The following is a 19908-nucleotide window of genomic DNA, read 5'->3' on the forward strand; positions in this document are numbered from 1 at the left end:
TCATCTTTTTTCATATTTGCATAAGTTTTTAGGCGATCGATAAACTAAATGTGACAAAATCCTTCTTTTTCGGCGTGAAATAGTTGTGAAAAAAGGACAGTAGATTTATGATAATGGTGTACACAAGATACGGAAGGGGATTTATATGGAAACGATTGAATTGAAATCTATTGCAACAATACGTACTCTCTCCATAGACGCAATTGAAAAAGCGAATTCCGGTCACCCTGGAATGCCGATGGGCGCTGCACCAATGGCATACGCTTTATGGACGAATCACTTAAACGTAAGTCCGCAAAATCCAAATTGGTTTAACAGAGACCGTTTTGTGTTATCTGCGGGACATGGCTCTATGCTTTTATATAGCATGCTTCATTTAAGCGGATACAATCTGAGCATCGAAGATTTAAAACAATTCCGCCAATGGGGAAGCAAAACACCTGGACATCCTGAGTTTGGACATACAGAAGGCGTAGATGCGACAACAGGTCCTTTAGGACAAGGGATTGCGATGGCTGTTGGAATGGCACTTGCAGAAAGACATCTTGCAGAAACGTATAACAAAGATAACTTTAATGTTGTGGATCACTATACATACAGCATTTGCGGAGATGGAGACTTAATGGAGGGCATTTCCTCTGAAGCTGCTTCACTTGCTGGTCATTTAGGCTTAGGCCGTTTAATTGTTCTTTATGATTCAAATGACATTTCTTTAGATGGCGACCTCGATCGTTCTTTCTCTGAAAATGTGAAGAATCGTTTTGAAGCGATGAATTGGGAAGTTCTTTATGTAAAAGACGGCAATAACATTGACGAAGTGACGGCTGCCATTGAAAAAGCCAAACAAAGTACAGACAAACCTACACTTATTGAAGTGAAGACGACAATCGGTTTCGGATCTCCAAACCGTGCGGGAACGTCTGGGGTGCATGGTGCACCGCTTGGCAGTGAGGAAGCGAAGCTAACGAAGGAAGCTTATTCTTGGACGTTTGAAGAAGATTTCCATGTACCTTCTGAAGTGTACGATCATTTCAAAACAGCTGTAAAAGACGCTGGACAGAAAAAAGAAGCAGCGTGGAATGAACTGTTTGAGCAATATGAAAAAGAATATCCAGAACTAGCAGCTCAGCTGAAGCTTGCGATTGAAGGAAAACTTCCTGAGAATTGGGATCAAGAGGTTCCTGTTTATGAAGCAGGTTCAAGCCTTGCCTCTCGTGCCTCTTCTGGAGAAGTATTAAATGGCATTGCAAAACAAGTACCATTCTTTATTGGCGGGTCTGCTGACCTTGCTGGATCAAATAAAACAACAATCAAAGATACAACTGACTTTGGCAGAGAGAATTACGCTGGCAGAAACATTTGGTTTGGTGTGAGAGAATTCGCAATGGGTGCAGCATTAAACGGTATGGCACTTCACGGCGGACTTCGTGTATTCGGCGGAACATTCTTTGTTTTCTCAGACTACTTAAGACCTGCCATTCGTCTTGCTGCATTGATGGGACTTCCTGTCACTTATGTATTTACGCATGACAGTATTGCGGTTGGGGAAGATGGACCAACGCATGAGCCCGTTGAACAGCTCGCTTCATTACGTGCGATGCCTAACCTTTCTGTGATTCGTCCAGCTGATGGAAACGAAACAGCTGCAGCATGGAAAATTGCTGTATCTTCAACGAATAAACCGACAGCGCTTGTTCTTACTCGTCAAAACCTTCCAACGATTGATCAAGCACCAGAGAAGGCGTATGAAGGCGTAGAAAAAGGTGGATATGTCGTCGTTGAAGCAGCTGATGCACAGCCAGAAGCTCTTCTACTTGCTTCAGGATCTGAAGTAGGTTTAGCCATTGAAGCGCAAAAAGCACTTGAAAAAGAAGGCATTCGCGTTTCTGTCGTGAGCTTACCTGCATGGGATCGCTTTGATGAGCAGTCAGACGAATATAAAGAGTCCGTTCTTCCTAAAGCAGTGAGAGCACGTGTTGCAATCGAAATGGGTGCTTCACTTGGCTGGGAACGTTACACTGGCCTTGATGGCGATGTGATTGCGATTGATAAATTTGGCGCTTCTGCACCAGGCGAAACCATTATTGAAAAATACGGTTTCACTGTCAGCAACGTGGTGAGCCGCGTAAAAGCAAAGCTGAATAAATAATCAGTCTCCAAGCATCATGTTTTTTTGCAGTCGGTTTGCAGAGCTTTTCACTATGCTCTGCAAACTTTTTTCTTTTTTCTTGTTTTTTTGACAAAACTAGTTTCTTCTTGCTTCATATATAGACAATTCTTTCTTTCACATTTTTGTATAATACAAGCAATAAGCGAGATTGACGAAATGTGAAAGGAAGGGATAGACATGGAACGCCATTATTATATTTATTGGATTGAGGATGAGTTTGCTCATCATTATTTTGGTAGAGAATCTATTTTGTTTCATTTGTTTGAATCGTTACACTGGACGAACCGCAGTGATGACGAATTAGTCATGCTTGTTAAGCAAGTGGATTATGTAACGAAACGAATCCCTGCTTTTCATATGCACCAGCGTTTAATGAACAATTTAACCAACATTCACTATACACAAATAGGCTCAATATACAGTGCATCGCTACCAGATGGAAAAGGCACAGCCGCATTCATTATAAAAGACCGTTACATTCAAATGTCTGCCACAGGCAGTTATGAGGCAGAAGCGGTGTTTTTTGAAGTACTCAGAAAAATTAGTCCTTGTTTCCTGGCTATGGACTTTGGATCAAAGAAGCACGGGTGGCTCAATCCGGTAAAAGTGAGGAATTTTGTTTAAAAAAATAAAATTGAACGTGAAATGTTGTATAATAGCCTTTTGTTTAGTACACTTTATACGAGACAACATGAAGGAGGAAGAATTATGGATTTATGGGTTGTCATCCTTGTAGGCGTTGTTGCACTGCTTGCAGGAGTTGCACTCGGATTCTTTATTGCTCGTAAGTATATGATGAGCTACTTGAAAAAGAATCCACCAATTAATGAACAAATGCTTCGAATGATGATGATGCAAATGGGCATGAAACCGTCCCAAAAGAAAATCAATCAAATGATGAAAGCCATGAACAACCAAGCGAAATAATACGTACGTTATTATGATCATAGATGGAACATGGTCCCTAAAGATTGGACAAGCGATGTCCTTTCTTTATTGAAGTCACCTTCATCAGACGCATAAAACCACTGTACTTGCATGAATAAAGCAGGGAAAGTGGTTTTTATTTTGTCGTGAACTGTTCGTTAAAGACAAAACAAAAAACCCCTGTGAGCAGAGGTTTTCGTTTCTTTTATTGTCACACATATCAACTTTTCTAAAATCGTGCGGCATTTGTTTCTATCTTGAGATATCATTAGTTGGCTGAGTTTGAGTGTAAGTGTCGTTGATATTGTAAGAGGAGATGATCTAGCTGCTGGCTATGTTCGATGGTCACTGTTGACGTCATCCCATTATGCAAGACAACTTTCATCAACTCTTCTCTTTTTTCTTCAATTTGAGTTAATAATGATGTTTTTACCAAAGTCATGTTCCTTTCATGCAAATCTTGATAAAAAGAATCGGTTCTATTATATCCATTTTAAGGTTTATTTTCAAATTTAAAGGGTTTGGTATCTTGATGTCAAATTAAATTATATAAGGTTTTAAGAGATTAGACCATCTTTATTGAGATGATGTAAAAAAAATGAAATGAATTTGTCATCTCTTATTGTATATTGTAAGAAGGGGGTGTTCTTTTGTCAGATTTGAATTACTTTTTAGCGTTCGGAGCAGGGTTTCTTTCTTTTATCTCACCGTGCTGTCTGCCACTTTATCCAGCCTTTTTATCCTATATTACGGGCGTTAGTATAGATGAAGTGAAATCTGAGAAGGTGATGCTGAGAAGGAGAAGTCTTCTTCATACATTATTCTTTTTAATTGGATTCTCTCTCATTTTTATTGCCATTGGATTTGGGACATCGTTTGTTGGGAAGTTTTTCATTGAATATCAAGATGCGATTCGTCAAATTGGTGCCATTCTCATTATTTTCTTTGGCTTTATGATTCTTGGTGTATTTCAGCCTTCTTTTTTAATGGGAGAAAAGAGGTTGCAGTTTAAAAATCGTCCAGCCGGTTTTTTTGGATCGATTCTCATCGGAATGGGTTTTGCTGCTGGTTGGACACCATGTACCGGCCCGATTTTATCAGCTGTCATCACACTTGCCAGCAACAAGCCAGAGTCCGCTGTGACCTACATGATTGCGTATGTATTAGGTTTTGCTATCCCATTTTTTGTTCTTTCCTTTTTCATCACAAAAATGGCTTGGATCAGAAAGCGTCAGCAGCTCATTATGAAAACTGGCGGGATTATTATGATCGTGGTAGGAGTCTTGCTGTTCTTTGATCTTCTGACGTGGATCATTATTATGTTCTCATCATTATTTGGAGGATTTACTGGTTTTTGAAATCGTTTTCTACAGTCGCGGCGAATGGTTTTTTTTCGTCAATTGGAGTATATTATACATAGGCTGACCTTAAAGAATAAAGGAATGATTTGATATGATGATCATAATTTCTTCTATAGTGGCGGTGTGTATGGCGGTAGCCGTCATGTTTATTCGCATTAAATCATCTGCAAAACCTGCAACCGCGAAAAAAATTATTTTACCTCCTATCTTTATGAGCACTGGTGCACTGATGTTTTTTGTGCCAATGTTTCAAGTAACTGGAGCTGAATTTTTAGAGGCGATTACTGTAGGGATGTTTTTCTCTATCTTTTTAATTAAAACATCGAAATTTGAAATTAGAGGCAATGAAATCTATTTGAAGCGTTCAAAAGCATTTGTGTTTATTCTCATTGGGCTTCTTGTCCTTCGTATCGGAATGAAGACGATTTTAAGCTCTTCCATTGATTATGGTGCGCTTAGCGGAATGTTTTGGATTCTAGCCTTTGGCATGATTGTCCCTTGGCGTGTTGCGATGTATTTGTCGTTTAGAAAGATGTCTAAACAATTAGATGTGCAGCAGGCCCAAATAAATTAAACCTCCTTTTTAAAAAGGAGGTTATTTTAATAAAGATTCATATGGTGAATGGTCGATCTTTTTTTCTTGAAGGCGCTTTAGTAGAAATTTATGATCCCGCTTCGGTGTAGCGATAATATAGCCGCGAATGATTAAGTCTAAATTAATGCTGGCCGCTTGTTCTTTAAGTGCCAGCTCGCCAATTTTACCGGCGATTTTTTCTTTGGCGACGTCTCTAAACAGCTCTGGAACCGGTAATACTAGCTCATTTAATAGCTGTTTGTCTTCATCGCGCCATAGGTGCAGGCTCTTTTGAATATATTCATCCTGCCAATCAAGCTCTGATTTCCCGTCTTCTTTCGGCAATCGTTTTAAAAACTTGCGAAACATAAAAAAGCCACCGATTGCTAGTAATCCAATCATCACTGTACCCCAAAATAAAATGAACCACAAAAACCAGCCGCTTAACATGTTCTCACTCCCTATATCCCTTCTCTCTATTCTATTTTACATGAAGGGAAGGTAGAAGAAAATAACAAAAATGTATGTGTTTTTTCTATTAACGCCTTTTTTGATTAAGAGGCGCCCATTTACTAGAATGACCCAAACCATTTAGTAGAAAAGGAATACATTATTGTATAGCGACTCTACTATTTGGCCATGGTGGTTCGCACAAGGTATTGACTTGAAACGAACGGAAGAGAGCCCGCCTGTATACAGGCGGGCTCTTAATGTTTGAAGTGTGGCATTTGAAAGGAAAATGCTCCGTCTTGACGATGGGCATCCTTTTTGATTTTGATTGATATGATTCTGTTTTCGTAATCTGTATCAATGTCTTTGTCATTCAAATAAAAAGGGAGCATGACACTTTTTTCAATCGGCTGTTCTCTTTCATCAATCAAATAAGCGAGGATGAGCTCACATCCGGAAAAGGTCAGTTTTAAATCAGTGATCGATAGGGTGGAGAGGTCGATTTCAATAATATAATCACGGCTCGTTTCATAAAGATCTATTGGGAGCTGTTCGTCATACCATGCAAAAGGATCGTCCATTAATACACTCAGCCAATCATCTATTTCAAGAAAATCAGAGGAATTCACTTGCTTTTCATTCTCCATAAACACTCCTCCATCACATCTCATAATAAATCATATGATGAAAGCTGAAATGTGTGAAAGACCTAAAACATCCCGTTTGGTCACGGGCTTAAGAGAGAATGTTTACATATCATGATGTGAATTGTGCTTTTGTCTTGTATGATTGCGGTTTTTCACTTTTTTACTGCCTGATAGTGGCTCAGGCTGCCCGCCTTGATGCTCTTTAGGAGAGTTTTGACGTATGTCTTTCCCTGTGTTTTTGTTCGTCATCATTTCTCACTCCTTTCTTATTGGTTTTTTTTACGCTTTTTATTGTTTTGCTTTTGTTCTTCTGTTAAAACGAGCTGATCATTTTCTATATAGCCTGCACCATTTCCTTGGCTTTTGGCTGCGTTCATGCCGTCAATGACATGATTTGCTTTTCTTTTTGTCATGTTCTATCACCTCAGCATTAGTATGAACCCGTGCTGCTCAGTTTATGAAGAGTAATCATTTCCTCATGATAAGCTAAACTTATTGAATTTAATAAAAGCATTGTTATTTACTTATGTATGAATTTGTTTTAAGATGAAATTGTGAGAAAATTGTGGTGAAATACGACGATTTTTCTGAGAATTGAAATTGATCTTGATCATCAAAAGGGGGATTTTGGACATGTCGAAACAGCAGCAAGTCGCTAAACAAGACGCTTTTCAATCTAGAAAAACGTTTTCGACAAATGGGAAAACGTATCACTATTATTCGTTAGAAGCACTAGAGAAACAAGGAATCGGAAATGTTTCTAAGCTGCCTTATTCCATTAAGGTACTTTTAGAATCAGTGCTTCGCCAAGTAGACGGTAGAGTGATCAAAAAGGAACACGTTGAGAACTTGGCAAAATGGGGAACTGCCGAGGTAAAAGAAATTGATGTTCCATTTAAACCTTCTCGTGTTATTTTACAAGACTTCACGGGTGTACCAGCCGTCGTTGACCTTGCTTCTTTAAGAAAAGCAATGGCAGATGTGGGCGGAGACCCAGATAAAATCAACCCTGAAATTCCAGTTGACCTGGTCATTGACCACTCTGTACAAGTCGATAAAGCTGGAACTGAAGATGCATTAAACATTAACATGGATTTAGAATTCGAACGTAACGCAGAGCGTTATAACTTCCTTAGCTGGGCAAAGAAAGCGTTTAACAATTATCAAGCAGTTCCGCCTGCAACAGGGATCGTTCACCAAGTGAACTTAGAGTATCTTGCAAGTGTTGTTCATGCAATCGAAGAAGATGGCGAGATCATCACTTACCCAGATACATTAGTTGGTACTGACTCACATACAACAATGATTAACGGTATCGGTGTACTTGGATGGGGCGTTGGCGGTATCGAAGCAGAAGCTGGAATGCTCGGTCAGCCTTCATACTTCCCAGTACCAGAAGTCATTGGTGCTAAATTAGTTGGAGAGCTTCCAAACGGAACAACTGCAACTGACCTTGCATTAAAAGTGACACAAGTTCTTCGTGAAAAAGGCGTAGTGAACAAGTTCGTTGAGTTCTTCGGACCTGGTGTTGCACAATTGCCGTTAGCAGATCGTGCAACGATTGCAAACATGGCGCCAGAATACGGTGCAACTTGCGGATTCTTCCCAGTAGATGAAGAAGCGCTAGCTTACCTTCGCCTTACTGGACGTGATGAAGAGCAAATTAATATCGTTGAAGAATATTCTCGCGCAAATGGCTTATTCTATACGCCAGATGCAGAAGAGCCAATCTTTACTGATGTTGTGGAAATTGATCTTTCTCAAATTGAATCAAACTTATCTGGTCCAAAGCGTCCACAAGATTTGATTCCACTTTCTAAAATGAAAGAAACGTTCCATCAGCACATTGAAAGCCCAGCTGGTAACCAAGGGTTTGGCTTAGAAAAATCAGAGCTAGACAAACAAATCGAATTTGATCTAGCAAATGGTGAAAAAGCTGTGATGAAGACAGGTGCGATTGCGATTGCAGCGATTACGAGCTGTACGAATACATCGAACCCATACGTCTTAATCGGAGCAGGTCTTGTTGCGAAGAAAGCAAGTGAGCTTGGCATGAAGGTGCCAAACTACGTGAAAACGTCACTAGCGCCAGGTTCTAAGGTTGTAACAGGATACCTCGTGAACTCAGGACTTCTTCCATACTTAAGAGACCTCGGATTTAACATCGTTGGGTATGGCTGTACAACTTGTATCGGAAACTCAGGACCGCTTGCACAAGAAATTGAGGATGCTGTCTCTGAAAATGATCTGCTGATCACTTCTGTTTTATCAGGTAACCGTAACTTTGAAGGACGTATCCATCCGCTTGTGAAAGGAAACTACCTTGCATCTCCACCATTAGTTGTGGCGTATGCACTTGCTGGTACGGTCAATATTGATTTAACAAAAGATCCGATCGGTGTGGATAAAAATGGTGAGAACGTTTATTTCAATGACATTTGGCCATCAATGGACGAAATCAACAGTGTTGTGAAAAGCACAGTTACACCTGAACTCTTCCGTTCAGAGTATGAAACTGTATTTGACAGCAATGACCGTTGGAATGAAATTAAAACGACGGACGATGCATTGTATAAATGGGATGAAGATTCCACATACATTGCAAACCCGCCATTCTTCGAAAACTTATCAGTTGAACCTGGTAAAGTTGAACCGCTTAAAGGCTTGCGCGTAGTGGCGAAGTTCGGTGACTCTGTCACAACAGACCATATTTCTCCTGCTGGAGCGATTGGTAAAGACACACCTGCGGGTAAATACTTGCAAGAAAGAGGCGTATCGCCTAGAGACTTTAACTCATACGGATCTCGCCGTGGTAACCACCATGTTATGATGAGAGGTACTTTTGCAAACATCCGTATTAAAAACCAAATCGCACCGGGAACAGAAGGCGGGTATACAACGTACTGGCCAACTGGTGAAGTGACATCCATTTATGATGCATGCATGCGTTATAAAGAAGATGGAACTGGTCTTGCGATCTTAGCAGGTAAAGATTATGGAATGGGCTCTTCTCGTGACTGGGCTGCAAAAGGAACAAATCTTCTTGGAATTAAATTCGTTCTAGCGGAAAGCTTTGAGCGTATCCACAGAAGTAACCTTGTCTTCATGGGCGTACTTCCTTTACAGTTTAAAGACGGTGAAAGTGCAGAAACTTATGGACTAACAGGAACAGAAACATTTGAAGTAGATGTTGATGAAACAGTTCGTCCGCGTGATCTTGTCACTGTAAAAGCAATTGATACAGATGGCAACGAGAAAACATTTGAAGTAATTGTTCGCTTTGACAGTGAAGTCGAAATTGACTACTACCGCCATGGTGGTATCCTTCAAATGGTATTGCGTGAAAAATTGGCAAGCAACTAATAAAGCAAAGAAGAGAAGGCGCTTAGACAGCTTTCTCTTCTTTTTTAACATAGTGGAGGATCAATCATGTGGAAAAAAGGAATGGCAAGCGCTGTTTTACTTGTGTTGATTGGTTTACTTGCGTGGAATGTATTCGGACCAAAAGAACCTGCCATCGGTCTAGAAACAGGGGACAAAGCCCCTGATTTTGAGCTCAAAACCCTTGATGGCAAAACGGCATCGTTATCTGATTATCGAGGGAAAAAAGTACTCCTCAATTTTTGGGCGACATGGTGTAAGCCTTGCCGAACAGAAATGCCAGATCTAGATGCAATTAGAAGTGAAAATGACCAAGTTGAGGTACTAGCGGTGAATTTGACGAACACTGAAAAGAGTGTGGATCACGTCGCCTCATTTATTGATGAACTTAAGGTCAGTTTTCCTGTTTTATTAGATCAAAAAGGTATTCAAGCGAGATATCAGGTACTTTCCTATCCGACGACATACATACTAGATGAAAAAGGGCGTATCCTGTCTGTAAAGCATCAAATGCTCACAAAAAAAGAAATTGAAAAAGAGCTGGATCTATAATGATTCAGCTCTTTTTTGCTTATTTTCTAAATGTTTTGGCGAAAATGGTATGAACAGAGTGGAGGTGGTGATAGACATGAGAAGAAGAAAGCGCCGTACATTTGAAGAACTTGTGCTTGAAAATAAAAAAGAATTATTAAGCAATGAGGAATTTTTAAACCAGCTTGAAGAAAAGTTGGAAGAGCGATTTAGACAGAAATAAGTTATGATTTATCCTTTTTCGTTCATCCTAAAGAAGAGGGAGGGATGAATGATGGGTAGAGAGCATGATAAACAAGCGCAGTTTACACCAGACCATTTAGGGACAAAACCTGTAGCATACAAACGAAATAAAGGCAAAAAGATGCATAATAAATCCAATGAACAGCCTGATGTGATACAGACGAAGGGCGAATAATAGGAGGGAAGCATGATGAATGACAAGTCATATCAATCCAATCCAGATGATCGTTCTGACAATGTTGAGAAGCTGCAGGATATGATCGAAAACACACTTGAAAATATTGATGAATCTGAAGCAGCTATGGGTCTTTCAACAGAGGAAGAAAAGCAGATGATCAAGCAAAAAAATGAAAACCGTAGAACAAGTATTGACGCAATGCGTTCTGAAATAAAGGACGAGGAAGCAGCAAGAAAGAGCGGTTACACTGAATAAACCAGGGATTCCTGGTTTATTTTATTGCCTCTTTTTAGAAGAACCATTTGGAATGTGGTAAAATGTCAGAGACGTTAGGTTTTGATAGGAGAGCGATGAAAACGTGTATGTATCTAAAAAAGAAATAGAAGTCCGTTATGCAGAAACAGATCAAATGGGCATTGTGTATCATGCCAACTATTTAATTTGGATGGAAGTCGGCAGAACAGCGTTAATTAAAGAATTAGGCTTTTCCTATGCCCAGTTAGAGGCAGACGGTGTCCTTGCACCTGTTGTCGATCTTCAGGTTCAATATAAGAAACCACTACTGTACGGTGAAACGGCTACAGTTCACACATGGATAGAAGAATATAACGGCGTGAAAACAGTGTATGGCTATGAAATACAAAAACCTGATGGACAAACGGCTATTACAGGGACCACCTCACATATTTGTGTGGACAAAGAAACCTTTAGACCGATTCAATTTAGAAAAGCTTTCCCTGCATGGCACAGCGTATACGAACAGTCCAAGAAGCAGGTTTGATTCATGGCATTTGGTATTAAAAGAAAGGATCTAAATGCTTGGAAATCAGCTGTTCGGCAAGGGAATGTGGCCTTTTTGACACACTATTGGCTTGATGACCGTTTTCCGCATGCGAATACTGTTACAAAGGCAGCCTGTCAGGATATGGAGCAATTAATCGCTTGGGGACAAAAGCATGGATTAAAGAAAGAATGGATCCATGTTCGCGAAGGTTTTCCTCATTTTGATCTCATCGGTGATTCGCAAAAACGGATTTTGCAAAAAGAGCGGTCGTTAGGAAACATTCAGGAGTATGGACTTTATATTGAGTGATAAACAAAAAAGATACCCGAGGGATGAGGTATCTTTTTTGTTTATTCATAATGAAATTCTGGTTCTTTCACGGACTCGTTATAATCAATATGCAGATCATGGTTGTCAAAATACCAAATATCACTTTCTTCCACAAAGAAAGTAATGCCTTCTACTTCAGCGGTTGCGCCTGCATTTTGAGGTTCATCTTTTGCGACGCCGAGAGAAAAGCCTTTTTGTACATTACTGCACCCGCCATATCTGACAAAAAAGCGAACATGATCACCTTTTTCTAAATCCAGTTCATTCTTGTACCAATTGAGTGCATCATCTTTTATCGTTAATTTCAATGTGATCGCCCCTTTTTGAAGTCATGCTGTTTTTAAATGCAGGATGCAAAAACAGCTTTTCTTTACTTTTACCACATATTTAAATTGATGAAACGGCTAAAGCCATTTGATTTTCGGTTCAGTTTTGTTGAGAATTCGTTTGAGGTTGGCGATGTGTCTGAAGATCACAAAGCCAGCAAGAACAGCAACAACAATAATTAAAAATAGATCTTGGGTGAATATGCTGTAAATGAATGTGTAGATCCCAGTCAGCATAGATGATAATGAAACATATTTACTAATGTATAAAAATAAGAAAAAAGCAGCGATCATCGTGATAAATAAGAACGGGGCATAAAATAACAGCACGCCGCCTGATGTAGCGACCGCTTTTCCCCCTTTAAATTTTGCAAAGACAGGAAAGCTGTGACCGATAACAGCAGCAACTCCTGCTAATAAGGGATGAATGTCCAGTTGCATGAAAAACGGTAAAGCCGAAGCAAGAGTCCCCTTTAAAATATCAGCTGTGATAACGATGGACCCTGCTTTCACACCTAGTGTACGGAATGCATTCGTCGCACCTAGATTCCCGCTGCCATGTTCACGGATATCGATTCCCTTTGCAGCTTTCCCGACAATGAGACCTGATGGAATACTGCCGAGAAGATAAGCCAAAATAAACATCAAAGCAATTAACATCTGCATAACTCCTTTATATTCTCCCTCTTGTCTTACATTTTAACATGATCTTATGAAAAACATGGCGATCTTTTTTTGAAAAAAACGATGGCCGATGAATTCAGCTTTGTTTTTAACAAGAAATTCGCTAAAATAGAAGAAAAGGAGTGTCTGGATGAATCATCCTTCAAAACAAGAAATTGGGCGTATATTAAAAAGCAGTAAGCGAATTGCAGTTGTAGGTTTGTCAGATCAGCCGCACCGAACGTCCTATATGGTTTCAAAAGCCATGCAAGATGCCGGTTATGACATCATTCCTGTCAATCCAACGATTGATGAAGCACTTGGGGTAAAAGCGGTCGCCTCTTTAAAAGACATAAAAGAGCCTGTTGATATCGTCAATGTCTTTAGACGTTCTGAGTTTTTGCCTGAGGTGGCGAAAGAATTTCTTGAAATAGACGCACCTGTTTTTTGGGCGCAGCAAGGCGTATATCATGAAGAGGCAAAAAGGCTGATTGAGGAAAATGGCAAGGTCGCCATCATGGACTTATGTATCAAAGTGGCTCATGCGATGACAAAAACTCATTAAATCGTCAAAAATCCTTGGTTTTTCAAGGATTTTTGCTTTTTTGTTGCAGAAATATATTTGCGATTCTAGAAGAAAGCGATAAAATAAGGCGACAGGGACCTATCGGTGACCTTGCATATCGAGAAAAAGAGCGATAAGATAAATATAGAACATTTGTTCTGTTTTGCTAAAACCATCATATGATTGCATTTGGCTTATGAAACAGTCTTGTTTATAATGGACTTCTAGTTCTGATTGCAGAATGTAGAACATTCTCATAACCGTGCAAAAGAGCATGTATCACTGAATCACACATGCATGGTGATGATGCAGCTTATTAAAGTGGACAGTAATGAGCAGCATGATCATCATTAAAATCTAGAGAGATCATTGATGATTAGCCGGTTATGTTTGTTAGTGAAAGGGGATTAAGCATTTGGTTAAAAAGCAGCAAGTAGATTATAACGATGATTCTATTCAGGTGCTAGAGGGGCTTGAAGCCGTCCGTAAACGCCCAGGGATGTATATTGGATCGACGGATTCACGCGGTCTTCATCACCTTGTCTATGAGATTGTAGACAACTCTGTCGATGAAGTGCTCGCCGGCCATGGAGATCATATCATTGTCAAAATACATAAAGATAACAGCATTTCCGTCCAAGATAAAGGGCGCGGAATGCCTACTGGTATGCATAAGCTTGGAAAACCGACACCAGAAATCATTTTAACGGTCCTGCACGCAGGCGGAAAATTTGGTCAAGGCGGTTATAAAACAAGTGGTGGACTTCACGGAGTTGGGGCGTCCGTTGTGAACGCACTTTCAGAGTGGCTCACCGTGACGATAGAACGCGATGGATTTATTTATCACCAGCGCTTTGAACATGGCGGAAAGCCAGTCACATCACTTGAAAAAATCGGGAAAACGAAAAAGACCGGTACACTGATTCATTTTAAGCCAGATCCAACGATGTTCAGTGTCACCACCTATAATTTTGATACATTATCAGAGCGTTTAAGAGAATCAGCCTTTTTATTAAAAGGGCTAAAAATAGAGCTGATTGATGATCGCCATGATGTACAGGAAACCTTTTATTATGAGACAGGTATTGAAGCGTTCGTTGCTTATTTAAACGAGGAAAAGGATGTACTTAGTGAAGTCGTTTCGTTTGAAGGCGAACATCAGTCCATTGAAGTCGATTTTGCCTTTCAATTTAACGACGGATATTCAGAAAATATTTTGTCGTTCGTCAATAACGTAAGAACCAAAGATGGCGGTACGCATGAGTCTGGTGCAAAAACGGCCATGACGAGAGCCTTTAATGAATATGCACGCAAAGTGACCCTTTTAAAAGAAAAAGACAAAAATTTAGAAGGTACGGATATTCGTGAAGGTCTGTCAGCTGTTATTTCTGTCAGAATTCCTGAAGAACTTCTTCAATTTGAAGGACAAACAAAAGGAAAGCTTGGAACGAGTGAGGCAAGGTCAGCTGTTGATGCCGTGATTTCTGAAAAATTGGCTTATTTCCTTGAAGAAAACCGCGAAACGGCGACACTGCTTGTGAAAAAAGCGATTAAAGCGCAGCAGGCAAGAGAAGCGGCTAGAAAAGCAAGAGAAGAAGCAAGGAGCGGCAAGAAACGGAAAAAATCTGAAGCAACACTCAGCGGAAAATTAACACCTGCTCAATCTAGAAACCCGGCAAGAAATGAACTGTATCTAGTAGAGGGCGACTCTGCTGGTGGATCAGCCAAGCAAGGACGTGATCGAAAATTCCAAGCGGTGCTGCCGCTTCGAGGAAAGGTCATTAATACAGAGAAAGCAAAGCTTGCGGATATTTTCAAAAACGAAGAAATCAACACCATTATCCATGCCATTGGCGGCGGGGTTGGTGTCGATTTTAATGTAGAAGACATCAATTATGACAAAATTGTCATCATGACAGATGCTGATACAGATGGCGCGCATATTCAGGTTCTATTGCTTACATTCTTCTACCGCTATATGAAGCCGCTGATTGAGCATGGCAAAGTATTCATTGCCCTTCCGCCTTTATATAAAGTTAGCAAAGGCTCAGGGAAGAAAGAAGTCATTGAATATGCTTGGTCTGATGAAGAAATGGATGACGTGTTAAAGAAAGTTGGAAAAGGATATACGATTCAACGCTATAAAGGTTTAGGTGAAATGAATGCCGACCAGCTATGGGAAACGACAATGAATCCAGAGTCGAGAACGCTTGTCAGGGTGAAGATCGATGATGCTGCACGGGTGGAGCGCCGCGTCACGACACTGATGGGTGACAAAGTAGAACCACGCCGTAAATGGATTGAAAAGAATGTCGCCTTTGGACTTGATGAGGAAAGCAACATTCTTGAAAATGAAAACTTGTCGCTAGCTGAGGAGGTTTAAACATGGCACAACAAGAACGATTTCATGATTTACCGTTAGAAGAAGTAATTGGAGACCGTTTTGGTCGCTATAGTAAATATATTATCCAAGATCGTGCACTTCCAGATGCACGTGATGGATTAAAGCCTGTACAACGAAGAATTCTATATGCGATGTATGCAGAAGGAAATACACAAGATAAAAACTTCCGTAAAGCTGCCAAAACAGTCGGTAACGTAATTGGTAACTACCATCCGCATGGTGATTCTTCTGTTTATGAAGCAATGGTGAGAATGAGCCAGGATTGGAAAGTGCGAAATGTGCTGATTGAGATGCATGGAAATAACGGGAGTATCGACGGAGATCCTCCTGCTGCCATGCGTTATACGGAAGCAAGGCTTTCTGCAATTGCATCAGAGCTTTTAAAAGACCTCGACAAGGAGACGGTCGAATTTGTCTCGAACTTTGATGATACAAGCAAAGAGCCTGTTGTCTTACCAGCGATGTTTCCCAACCTTCTTGTGAACGGGTCAACAGGGATTTCAGCCGGTTATGCGACTGATATTCCGCCGCACCACCTAGGAGAAGTGATTGATGGCGTGATTAAGCGAATTGAACAGCCGCATTGTACGGTTGAAGATTTAATGACAGTCATCAAAGGGCCTGATTTCCCAACAGGCGGGATCATTCAAGGTGTGGATGGTATTAAGAAGGCATATGAAACAGGAAAAGGAAAGATTATGATTCGCGGAAAAGCGGAGATTGAAACCATCCGCGGTGGACGCCAGCAAATCGTGATCACAGAAATTCCTTATGAAGTGAATAAAGCCAATCTTGTCAAAAAGATGGACGAGTTCCGCATTGAAAGAAAAGTAGAAGGAATTTCTGAAGTTCGGGATGAGACGGATCGTACCGGCCTTCGGATTGTTGTAGAGCTGAAAAAAGAAGCGGATGCGAATGGTGTCTTGAATTTCTTATATAAAAATTCTGATCTACAAATCCCATATAACTTTAATATGGTCGCGATACATAACAGAAGACCGACTTTAATGACGCTTACAACTGTACTAGACGCTTACATTGCTCATCAAAAAGAAGTGGTGACGAACCGCTCAGCATACGAGCTTCGAAAAGCAAAAGAACGTCATCATATTGTAGATGGATTAATTAAAGCTCTTTCCATTTTAGATGAAGTCATTGCGACGATTCGTTCGTCTAATGATAAGCGTGATGCGAAAAACAATTTGATGGAGAAATATGATTTTACAGAAGCTCAATCAGAAGCGATTGTTTCTCTCCAGTTATATCGTTTAACAAATACAGATATCACTCAACTAAGAGACGAAGCAAGAGAGCTTGACGTGCGAATTGCAGAGCTTGAAGACATTTTAGCGAATGAGAAGAAGCTGTTTAAAGTCATTACGAACAACTTGAAGAAGTTGAAAAAGACGTATGCTGATGAAAGACGATCCGTCATTGAGGAAAAAATTGAAGAAATTAAGATTAACCTTGAAGTGATGATCGCATCAGAGGACGTGTACGTCACAGTCACAAAAGATGGATACATCAAACGGACAAGCCAGCGTTCATATGCTGCATCAAACGGTAAGGACTTCGGTATGAAGGATACAGACCGACTGATTCACCAGTTTGAAATGAATACAACAGATGTTCTTCTGCTATTTACGAATAAAGGGAGTTACATTTACTGTCCAGTTCATCAGTTGCCAGATATACGCTGGAAAGACATGGGGCAGCACATTACGAATATTATTTCGATTGACCGCGATGAAACCATTCAAAAAGCGATCCCAATTAAAGAATTCGATGATTCATCATATCTCTTGTTCTTCACAAAAGGCGGTATGGTGAAGAAAACAGAGCTTCTCCAATATAAAGCGCAGCGCTATTCAAAACCGCTTGTCGCCTTGAATTTAAAAGGTGATGATGAACTTGTAGATGTTCATGTTACAACAGGTCAGCAAGAATTGTTTATTGCAACGAAAAATGGCTATGGATTATGGTTTGATGAAGAAGAAGTGAGTGTGGTCGGTCCGAGAGCGGCTGGTGTGAAAGGCATCAATTTGAAGGACGGAGACGAGGTGGTCTCGGGACAAATCATTGATCCGAAGAACAATGTGCTTGTTCTCACGACACAAAGAGGTGCTGTGAAGCGGATGAACCTCTCTGAATTTGATAAGACATCAAGAGCAAAACGTGGAGTGATCATGCTAAGAGAATTAAAGAAAAACCCTCACAGAATTGTTGCTGTGATTGCTGCTTCACTGCACGATACACTTGAGATTGATACGGAAAAGGGTGCCACGATCCCGCTCGATATTTCCACACTAAGGGCAAATGATCGTTATAGCAATGGATCGTTTATTTTAGATGAGGAAGAGCAGGGAGAAGTAACTCAAGTTCTTTTATCACCTGCTGCATCTGACCAAGATGACAATAAATAAGCAAAACGAAAACCCCCTGCGTAAGGCAGGGGGTTTTTTTATGATGAGGTCAATTTAACTCTCGTGATTGCCAAACATGCTTGTGATGGCATGCACTACTTCAATTCCTTGGTAAACGAAAAGAGAAAGTGAAGTGACAGAGAATAGACCTAGAATGAATACTCTTAAGAAAAATAACATCGTGTAAAACCTCCCAATTTTTGTTTGATTTAAATGGTTGGGTTAACACGAGCTACTCGGAAATTCGAAGACTGGTAGAACACTGCAAGTAAATGCTTCTTTTTCCGGTCAAATCGATCAGTATAAGTGATGCGTGCAAATCCAGCTGCCATACTGCCAATGACTAGCAGTGCTGTAAATGCCGCAAATACTGCGTTCACATGTTTTTGTTTCTTTTCATCGCCTGCTGTCTGAACGATTTTCAGTTCATGTGATTCTTGATCAGCAACCACCTTTGCATGATGGTATACCTGAACGGAATGAGGCATTGAGAACAAATGAAAACTTGCAAGTGCTATGAATAAGACTGCTAATTTTAACAGCATATTTTTTTTCATTTTTCTCACCCCTTCCTGTTTATTTTCATGATCTTACCACGTTTTCAGTTATTTGAAAAGTCTTATTTTTTTACTTTCCCTCTTTAAAAAAGCGATAAACATCAAGACATCTATAGGACTGTTTCACTTCGTGAAAGGTTTCAATTTTATTTATTAAATTTAAAAAAAGTACCGAGATCAAAGATCTGGCACTTTTCAAAAAGAATGTATTGATGTCGGTTTTGCAACAGCTTTTGTAAAGATTCCTGCAATACAAATGGCAAACAGAACAAAAATAAACGCATGAAGCAGACCGACTTGATTGGCGAGCAGTCCTAAAACAGGGGGCCCTGATAGAGAGGCTGTATACCCAGATAAAGTGACGATACTGACACGTTTGACAGCATAGCGGCTATCATCACCAGCTGCTGAAATGGTCAGCGGGAAGCCTAAGGACGCGCCAAGTCCCCATAAAAAGATAGATATCATACACACGACGAGTGAAATCTTTAAAATCACCAAGAATAGTCCGGCGGCAGCAGATAAGATCGCGACTCTTAGCAATAACACCCTGCCAAAGCGATCAATGAAACGTCCGCTCAGTAATCTGCCACTAATCATCCCGCACAAAAATAATGCATAGATGACCGTACTCATTGAATGAGAAACCTGATAGCCATCAACCATTGCTAGTGGAATCCAATCATTTGCAGAACCTTCTACAAATGCGAGACATAAGGCAATCATCGCTAATGAGATCGTCCGTTTGTTCAGCCATGATGTTTGAGAAGCCTCAACTGATTCTGTCTGCGTCTTATCCGGATCTTTTCCTGTCCCGTGCGGAATAAACCGTGTACAAATCAGGATGCTGAGAAAGAAAAGGAGTGCAATGGTGAGAAGGTGAATGAGGACAGACACACCTAAATAAATAAAGAGTATTCCGGCACCTGCACCAATTAACGTTCCAATACTGAAAGAAGCATGCAAAATCGGCAGGATCGTTCTCTTGATCTGATACTCAATCTCCGTTCCTTCTAAGTTCATGGCAACATTGCACATGCCTGAGCCTGAACCAAAAAGAAAAAGACCAGCAGTGACAACCAGCGTAGAAGAGAGGGCCGCGCCGATTGCAAGGGTTGAGAATCCAATAAACATCAAAAAAGCGCTGACCACAATCGCCACTCGGCCGCCTTTTTTGCGAACGAATACATTGGAAAGAATCAGCCCGACAATGGAACCTACAGATAAGCCGAGTAAAATGAGTCCCATTGTGCCTGTATCTGCTTGCAATAAATCTCTCACTTCTGGTGTTCTTGAAAACCAAGTGGAGATGGAGATCCCAGACATCGTAAAAATAACAATAATCGCTTTATACCACTTTAATTTCATCTAATCCCTCATATCTATGTAGTCAT

25 protein-coding genes are annotated in these 19908 nt (G+C 40.4%); 15 read left to right on the forward strand and 10 right to left on the reverse strand.

Annotated features, from left to right (window positions below):
• Window positions 1-145: 145 nt before the first annotated feature.
• The 3 genes from tkt to MHI20_RS02660 all read left to right on the forward strand — a co-directional run bounded on the left by tkt (window position 146) and on the right by MHI20_RS02660 (window position 3097).
• Window positions 146-2149, forward strand: coding sequence for a transketolase (gene tkt, locus MHI20_RS02650; RefSeq protein ID WP_041092713.1), 2004 nt, complete (start codon window positions 146-148; stop codon window positions 2147-2149).
• 198 nt (window positions 2150-2347) lie between these two features.
• The gene (gene sirA, locus MHI20_RS02655; RefSeq protein WP_007499339.1) at window positions 2348-2794 is read left to right on the forward strand and encodes a sporulation inhibitor of replication protein SirA; all 447 of its coding nucleotides are present in this window, start codon (window positions 2348-2350) and stop codon (window positions 2792-2794) included.
• A gap of 84 nt (window positions 2795-2878) precedes the next feature.
• On the forward strand, window positions 2879-3097 hold the full coding sequence (locus MHI20_RS02660; protein ID WP_003212379.1) for a YneF family protein: 219 nt from the start codon (window positions 2879-2881) through the stop codon (window positions 3095-3097).
• Between the two features lie 268 nt (window positions 3098-3365).
• On the opposite strand, the gene MHI20_RS02665 is transcribed toward MHI20_RS02660, so the two are convergent.
• Complete coding sequence (locus MHI20_RS02665) at window positions 3366-3539, reverse strand: aspartyl-phosphate phosphatase Spo0E family protein (protein WP_369810454.1); 174 nt, start codon at window positions 3537-3539, stop codon at window positions 3366-3368.
• 208 nt (window positions 3540-3747) lie between these two features.
• Between MHI20_RS02665 and MHI20_RS02670 the strand changes: the two genes are divergently transcribed.
• Entirely contained in the window at window positions 3748-4455 is a 708-nt protein-coding gene (locus MHI20_RS02670) for a cytochrome c biogenesis CcdA family protein (RefSeq protein WP_072367215.1), read from the forward strand.
• A 94-nt stretch (window positions 4456-4549) separates the two neighbouring features.
• A complete protein-coding gene (locus tag MHI20_RS02675; protein WP_039167726.1) occupies window positions 4550-5032 on the forward strand; it encodes a CcdC family protein in 483 nt (160 codons plus the stop codon).
• Between the two features lie 21 nt (window positions 5033-5053).
• On the opposite strand, the gene MHI20_RS02680 is transcribed toward MHI20_RS02675, so the two are convergent.
• The 4 genes from MHI20_RS02680 to sspO all read right to left on the reverse strand — a co-directional run bounded on the left by MHI20_RS02680 (window position 5054) and on the right by sspO (window position 6542).
• Complete coding sequence (locus MHI20_RS02680) at window positions 5054-5482, reverse strand: DUF2621 domain-containing protein (protein WP_007499335.1); 429 nt, start codon at window positions 5480-5482, stop codon at window positions 5054-5056.
• A gap of 257 nt (window positions 5483-5739) precedes the next feature.
• Window positions 5740-6129, reverse strand: a complete 390-nt coding sequence (locus MHI20_RS02685; protein ID WP_024719083.1) for an Hsp20/alpha crystallin family protein — start codon at window positions 6127-6129, stop codon at window positions 5740-5742.
• Window positions 6130-6231: 102 nt separating this feature from the next.
• Entirely contained in the window at window positions 6232-6378 is a 147-nt protein-coding gene (locus MHI20_RS02690) for a small acid-soluble spore protein P (protein WP_003211331.1), read from the reverse strand.
• A 17-nt stretch (window positions 6379-6395) separates the two neighbouring features.
• A complete protein-coding gene (gene sspO / locus MHI20_RS02695) occupies window positions 6396-6542 on the reverse strand; it encodes a small acid-soluble spore protein O (protein ID WP_017359581.1) in 147 nt (48 codons plus the stop codon).
• A gap of 220 nt (window positions 6543-6762) precedes the next feature.
• On the opposite strand from sspO, the gene acnA reads away from it, so the two are divergent.
• The 7 genes from acnA to MHI20_RS02730 all read left to right on the forward strand — a co-directional run bounded on the left by acnA (window position 6763) and on the right by MHI20_RS02730 (window position 11555).
• On the forward strand, window positions 6763-9492 hold the full coding sequence (gene acnA, locus MHI20_RS02700) for an aconitate hydratase AcnA (protein ID WP_039167737.1): 2730 nt from the start codon (window positions 6763-6765) through the stop codon (window positions 9490-9492).
• Between the two features lie 66 nt (window positions 9493-9558).
• The gene (locus MHI20_RS02705; protein WP_008343807.1) at window positions 9559-10062 is read left to right on the forward strand and encodes a TlpA family protein disulfide reductase; all 504 of its coding nucleotides are present in this window, start codon (window positions 9559-9561) and stop codon (window positions 10060-10062) included.
• Between the two features lie 76 nt (window positions 10063-10138).
• Complete coding sequence (locus MHI20_RS02710; RefSeq protein ID WP_003211002.1) at window positions 10139-10264, forward strand: FbpB family small basic protein; 126 nt, start codon at window positions 10139-10141, stop codon at window positions 10262-10264.
• A gap of 51 nt (window positions 10265-10315) precedes the next feature.
• On the forward strand, window positions 10316-10459 hold the full coding sequence (locus MHI20_RS02715) for an acid-soluble spore protein N (RefSeq protein ID WP_008357830.1): 144 nt from the start codon (window positions 10316-10318) through the stop codon (window positions 10457-10459).
• Window positions 10460-10474: 15 nt separating this feature from the next.
• Complete coding sequence (tlp, locus tag MHI20_RS02720) at window positions 10475-10717, forward strand: small acid-soluble spore protein Tlp (protein ID WP_017359579.1); 243 nt, start codon at window positions 10475-10477, stop codon at window positions 10715-10717.
• A 103-nt stretch (window positions 10718-10820) separates the two neighbouring features.
• Window positions 10821-11243, forward strand: a complete 423-nt coding sequence (locus MHI20_RS02725) for an acyl-CoA thioesterase (RefSeq protein ID WP_008343800.1) — start codon at window positions 10821-10823, stop codon at window positions 11241-11243.
• 3 nt (window positions 11244-11246) lie between these two features.
• Window positions 11247-11555: a hypothetical protein gene (locus MHI20_RS02730; protein WP_024719080.1), complete on the forward strand. Its 309-nt coding sequence runs from the start codon at window positions 11247-11249 to the stop codon at window positions 11553-11555.
• 41 nt (window positions 11556-11596) lie between these two features.
• On the opposite strand, the gene MHI20_RS02735 is transcribed toward MHI20_RS02730, so the two are convergent.
• Both MHI20_RS02735 and plsY read right to left on the reverse strand, forming a co-directional pair.
• Window positions 11597-11884, reverse strand: a complete 288-nt coding sequence (locus tag MHI20_RS02735; protein WP_008343795.1) for a HesB/YadR/YfhF family protein — start codon at window positions 11882-11884, stop codon at window positions 11597-11599.
• A gap of 96 nt (window positions 11885-11980) precedes the next feature.
• Window positions 11981-12562, reverse strand: coding sequence for a glycerol-3-phosphate 1-O-acyltransferase PlsY (gene plsY, locus MHI20_RS02740; RefSeq protein ID WP_008343794.1), 582 nt, complete (start codon window positions 12560-12562; stop codon window positions 11981-11983).
• Between the two features lie 154 nt (window positions 12563-12716).
• On the opposite strand from plsY, the gene MHI20_RS02745 reads away from it, so the two are divergent.
• The 3 genes from MHI20_RS02745 (at window position 12717) to parC (ending at window position 17957) form a co-directional block, all read left to right on the forward strand.
• Window positions 12717-13130, forward strand: coding sequence for a CoA-binding protein (locus MHI20_RS02745; protein WP_007499324.1), 414 nt, complete (start codon window positions 12717-12719; stop codon window positions 13128-13130).
• Between the two features lie 415 nt (window positions 13131-13545).
• Window positions 13546-15513, forward strand: a complete 1968-nt coding sequence (gene parE / locus MHI20_RS02750; protein ID WP_327862031.1) for a DNA topoisomerase IV subunit B — start codon at window positions 13546-13548, stop codon at window positions 15511-15513.
• Between the two features lie 2 nt (window positions 15514-15515).
• Window positions 15516-17957, forward strand: coding sequence for a DNA topoisomerase IV subunit A (gene parC / locus MHI20_RS02755; RefSeq protein ID WP_256689285.1), 2442 nt, complete (start codon window positions 15516-15518; stop codon window positions 17955-17957).
• Between the two features lie 54 nt (window positions 17958-18011).
• Here parC and MHI20_RS02760 read toward each other — a convergent pair whose 3' ends face one another.
• The 3 genes from MHI20_RS02760 to MHI20_RS02770 form a co-directional block, all read right to left on the reverse strand.
• On the reverse strand, window positions 18012-18137 hold the full coding sequence (locus tag MHI20_RS02760; RefSeq protein ID WP_008343787.1) for a hypothetical protein: 126 nt from the start codon (window positions 18135-18137) through the stop codon (window positions 18012-18014).
• Window positions 18138-18166: 29 nt separating this feature from the next.
• Window positions 18167-18514 carry a hypothetical protein gene (locus MHI20_RS02765; RefSeq protein ID WP_340936589.1) on the reverse strand — a complete coding sequence of 116 codons (348 nt, stop codon included), beginning with the start codon at window positions 18512-18514 and terminating at the stop codon, window positions 18167-18169.
• Between the two features lie 195 nt (window positions 18515-18709).
• Window positions 18710-19882: an MFS transporter gene (locus tag MHI20_RS02770; RefSeq protein WP_047946220.1), complete on the reverse strand. Its 1173-nt coding sequence runs from the start codon at window positions 19880-19882 to the stop codon at window positions 18710-18712.
• Between the last annotated feature and the right edge of the window lie 26 nt (window positions 19883-19908).

This window comes from Bacillus sp. FSL K6-1106 (genome assembly GCF_038005245.1).
Classification (GTDB): Bacteria; Bacillota; Bacilli; order Bacillales; family Bacillaceae; genus Bacillus; species Bacillus altitudinis.